Source organism: Microcystis sp. M20BS1 (assembly GCF_020245305.1).
GTDB lineage: Bacteria > Cyanobacteriota > Cyanobacteriia > Cyanobacteriales > Microcystaceae > Microcystis > Microcystis ichthyoblabe_A.
Genome location: NZ_JADBUZ010000245.1, coordinates 1 through 4,543, shown reverse-complemented (window position 1 = coordinate 4,543; position 4,543 = coordinate 1). Strand labels below are relative to the sequence as shown.

General features: G+C 45.6%; 4 protein-coding genes. 1 reads left to right on the top strand and 3 read right to left on the bottom strand.

Annotated features, from left to right (window positions below):
- A partial coding sequence (locus tag IM507_RS22985) for an IS630 family transposase (RefSeq protein WP_287637803.1) occupies window positions 1-428 on the top strand: 428 nt, incomplete at its 5' end.
- Between the two features lie 490 nt (window positions 429-918).
- On the opposite strand, the gene IM507_RS22980 is transcribed toward IM507_RS22985, so the two are convergent.
- The 3 genes from IM507_RS22980 to IM507_RS22970 all read right to left on the bottom strand — a co-directional run bounded on the left by IM507_RS22980 (window position 919) and on the right by IM507_RS22970 (window position 4,306).
- Window positions 919-2,280: a class-II fumarase/aspartase family protein gene (locus tag IM507_RS22980; RefSeq protein WP_002735082.1), complete on the bottom strand. Its 1,362-nt coding sequence runs from the start codon at window positions 2,278-2,280 to the stop codon at window positions 919-921.
- Window positions 2,281-2,514: 234 nt separating this feature from the next.
- Window positions 2,515-3,597 carry a 3-phosphoserine/phosphohydroxythreonine transaminase gene (gene serC / locus IM507_RS22975; RefSeq protein WP_042790663.1) on the bottom strand — a complete coding sequence of 361 codons (1,083 nt, stop codon included), beginning with the start codon at window positions 3,595-3,597 and terminating at the stop codon, window positions 2,515-2,517.
- 22 nt (window positions 3,598-3,619) lie between these two features.
- The gene (locus IM507_RS22970) at window positions 3,620-4,306 is read right to left on the bottom strand and encodes a hypothetical protein (protein WP_287637802.1); all 687 of its coding nucleotides are present in this window, start codon (window positions 4,304-4,306) and stop codon (window positions 3,620-3,622) included.
- Window positions 4,307-4,543 lie beyond the last annotated feature (237 nt).

The window sequence follows — 4,543 nt, the reverse complement described above, 5'->3', positions numbered from 1 at the left end:
TTTTAGGAGCATTAAATGCAATAACTCATGAAGTTATTCTAGTTACTAATGACACTTATATTACGGCAACTCAAGTCTGTGAACTTCTTGAAAAAATAGCTGCTTTAGGACTAATGATTCCCATCACTCTAGTCTTAGATAATGCCCGCTATCAGAAATGTAAAATTGTTGAAGAATTGGCTCTTTCTTTGTCAATAGAGCTACTCTATCTGCCGTCTTATTCGCCTAATCTAAATTTAATTGAAAGGCTGTGGAAATTTGTCAAAAAGAAATGTTTACATGGTAAATATTATGAAAACTTTTCTGACTTTTCTTCAGCCATTTATGAATGTCTGAATGATGCCCATCTGAAACATAAAAAAGAACTGGATTCCTTGCTGACTCTACGATTTCAGAAGTTTAATAAATCTCAGATTATGAACGTCTAAAGTATAGCAACTTAGGTTATTCTAGTCACAAAATTTCGAGACCGAATCCTGAAGGATAAAATCCAATACCTCGCGGGTTTTGGATTTTCTGGGGCTTATCGCCCAGATCATTGCAAGGGTTTCAGTATCCTTGTAAACGGGTAAATGGTGTTATCAAAAGAAGTATTGGGATAAAATCACTGTCCCTGATCGCCCCCCCAGATCTCGGTTCGGATTACGGGAAATCTGGAAAAAACCGGGACCGCTTTTGTTTTAAAGCTTTTCGACAAACTCTAAATAGGGTCTGCTGAAAAAGGTTTTCCTGGGGGTAGGAGTCAGTAGCTGGTCGTCAGTAGCCGGTCGTTTCAGGCTTTGTTGCCCTTGTTTTTTGTACCAAGCGATGTACTACAAGAAGGATAATGCAAGGTTTTTGAAAGTCCCAATCCTATTTTCGCAGCATGAACATCGGACTTTAACAGGTCAAAAGCCTTATTTTAAAAGGGTTTTACCATTATTCAGCAAGCCCTAAATAACGGTTAGATTGGTCGATAATCGCTTGCGTCAACTCCTTAGCCGCACCGATCCGGTTGGCCGGGCTCTGAATATCTTCTAGTTCGGAGCGACTCAGATGATTCTCTACCTGTGGGTGTTTCAGGAGATGATTAATAATCGGTTGTCCACTTTCATACGCTTGCATAGACGCTTCGTACACTACCGAATGCGCGGACTGCTTACCGATAATTTCTCCCAAAGCTATCATATATTGCTCGGAAAAAATGAAATCTTCCTGTACCCTTAGATTGGTCGCCATCTTGTCTTGACAGATATCCAACTTTTTCAATAACTTGCCGCATAAAGTCGCGGCGGCGGCAGTATAACTGCAAACTTCGGGAATACAGATCCAATCCGCTCGTAGGGAGCGAAGATCGCGATCGTCCTCGGCGATCATCGCTTCTAAAGACATGGCCACATTGTATTTTGTCATCCTCGCCAGAAGGACTACCTGGGCGGAAACTTCGGGATTTCGTTTATGGGGCATCGTTGACGAACCGAGTTTTCCTGGCGTGTAAGGTTCGGCTAATTCGGAACATTCCGTGCGAGACAATACATAGATCTCGTTACAAATTTTACCTAACGTTGATGCTGTCATCGATAAAAGCATCACGAACTCGGCGATCCGATCGCGTGCCGTATGCCAACTGGTGTTCGCCGGGTTGAGATGTAAACGTTTAGCCAACATTCGCATCGTTTCGATCCCCCTCGGTAAACAACTCATATTACCGACACCGCCGAAAAGGGAAATGACGAAAATACGTTCTTCCGCTTCATCCATCCGCTTCAAATGGCGGAGAAGTTCATCTAACCAGATCGCCACCCGATAGCCGAAAGTAGTGGTTAGCGCGTACTGACCTTGAGAACGGCCGACCATTAGGGTTTCTTTATGCTGGGTGGCCAATTCCGTTAGGGTTTGAGCGATCGCCCGAACATCCCGTCGGATTATTCGGAAAGCATCTAACATCTCTAACACCGTGGCCGTATCTTGAATATCTTGGGTGGTCGCCCCGTAGTGAATATATTCTCCGAGGCCGCCGCGACATACTCGTTGCACTTCCCTTAACAAAGGGACCAGGGAATGACTGGTAAGTTCTAAATCTATCTTGACCCGTTCTAAATCCAGATTCTCCAGTTTCGCTTTTTGGGCGATTTCCTCGGCCGCCTCGATCGGGATCACGCCCAGTTCACCCTGTACTAAAGCGAGGGCGGCTTCGATATTTAACCAGCGTTGATAGCGAGTTTCATCCGCGAAAATTAATTGCGTTTCCGGGGTGGTAAAACGTTTACCGTAAAATTTGGATTCAGTAATATGAGTCATAGATCGGTGATTTTTGTGATAAGTTACATCGATAAAAATTGTTGTTCTGGTGCGGCAAAGTGCGTCACTTTTTCTGTATTTGTCTCCAGAATAATAAGACTATAACCAACGGGTTTTTTTAACCATAAATTCTCTCGAATTCCTTCATAAAAAATTGTTGTTCTGGTGCGGCAAAGTGCGTCATTTTTTCTGTATTTGTCTCCAGAATAATAAGACTATAACCAACGGGTTTTTTTAACCATAAATTCTCTCGAATTCCTTCATAAATTCTACGAGAGCTTTGACACCTTCTATCGGCATCGCGTTATAGATAGAGGCGCGAATTCCACCGACCGATCGATGTCCTTTCAGGGCCAGCAGTCCCCGGTCACGACTTTCTTGTAAAAATAGATCGGTCAAAGAGCGATCGAGAAGATGAAAGGTAACGTTCATGGTTGATCGATCTTCCTGGCGCGCCACTCCCCGATAGAATTCCGTGGAATCCAAATAATCATAAATACATTTCGCCTTGGCATCATTCAAGCGTTCGATCGCCGCGATTCCCCCCAAACTTTCGATCCAGCGTAAGATCAGTTGCATCATGTAAATCGCGAAAGTATTGGGCGTATTATATAGGGAGCGATTCTTGGCGTAAATACTATAATCCAACAGTAAGGGAGTTTCCGGTAAAGCTTGGCCCAGTAGGTCGTCGCGGATAATCACCAACGCCAGGGCCGAGGGACCGAGATTTTTTTGAAACCCGGCATAAGTGACCCCGAATTGTGAATAGTCCATCCGTCTCGATAAAATCTCTGAAGTGGCATCCACGACCAGCGGAACTTTCACCGAGGGAAAGCGATTCCAACGAGTACCGTAAACAGTATTGTTACTGGTAATGTGCAGATAGGCCGCGTCTTCATCGCATTGAATCGATCGCTCGTCGGGAATTCGATCGAAATCGGTATCCGCGCTACTAGCCACCACCTGGGCGAGGCTATAGCGCCGCGCTTCTTCCCAAGCTTGTCGGGCGAAATTTCCCGTTTCCACGTAGCTGGATTTGCGCGCGGGAGAGAGCGAGATCAAATTCAACGGGATCGCGGAAAACTGCATTCGCGCCCCACCGTGAACGAACAAAATTTTATAGTTAGCGGGCAAGTCGGTCAGTTGATAAAAAAGCCGTTCGGTTTCCTCCAAAACTTCCACGAAAATATCGGAGCGATGACCGATTTCAATAATCGAAGCCCCCGTGTTTCGGTAGTTGAGAAAGGTTTCTCGAACTTCCTCCATGACGACTTTCGGAAGCATGGCGGGGCCGGCTGAAAAATTGTAAATATTCATAAAACTTTTTTCCCTTTATAACCTAACGGATTTTCAGTTTTTCGATCAGTCCGTCAATGCCGTCTCGATCGAAACTCTCCACGCTCTCGCGCGCGGGGGAAGCGCGCTCCTGCAATCGTCGGGCCAGTGGTTCGATAAAGGGTAGTAACGCCGGTTCCCGTCGTTCCAAACTACGGGTGGCGATATTGAGTACCTCGCGTCCCCAATCGCCGAGCGATCGATCCTGTAAACTCGTCTCCCATCCTTGCGTTAATACCTCGCCAGAGCTAAAACGTACCTCCTCTAATCGCAAATCTCTCGTGAGACGATCGCAGGACTCGATATCTCCCAAACAACCCAAAAATAGGGCGAGCCAACTAAAAGTTTCGGTTCGGGACATGGCGGGCAGATGACGGATCTCGATAAAACTGTTGCACGGATTCTTCAGCACATCTCGCGCGCAACCCGTGGTCATCGCGGTCAGAATTGTTTCTACACTTTGGTTCAAATCGAGTTGTAATTTCATCCGAACGGCCGGCCAATAGAAAATTAATCCTTGCGCGAGGTCGCAGGGTTCACAGAATAGGGTTCGCCGACGATCGTGTAAGTCGATAAATTCCGCCTCTCCGAGATGGGCAAACTCCAAGGTACTGAGATCCGGATTCACGGGATAGTAAATTGTCCGTTCGCGAACCACCTCGAAGATGGGTTGCTCCCAAGCTTGAAGCATATAATCTTCCAAACTGGCGAAGAGCCGTCGCGGAAAATTTAGCCGACCTTGAAAGAAGGGATTCATCTCGGCTAAGGTACGATAGCCCTCGACTCTGAGCTATCCATTAGTCAGATTTTTCTTAACAAAAAGAGAAGAAACTTAAAAAAAGGGGAAACGATTGATAGGTATAGTTTTGAAAGAAGGAATTAAGGTGGAGGTAAGCAAAAAAATGGAGAAATGGGCAGCCCAAGAATT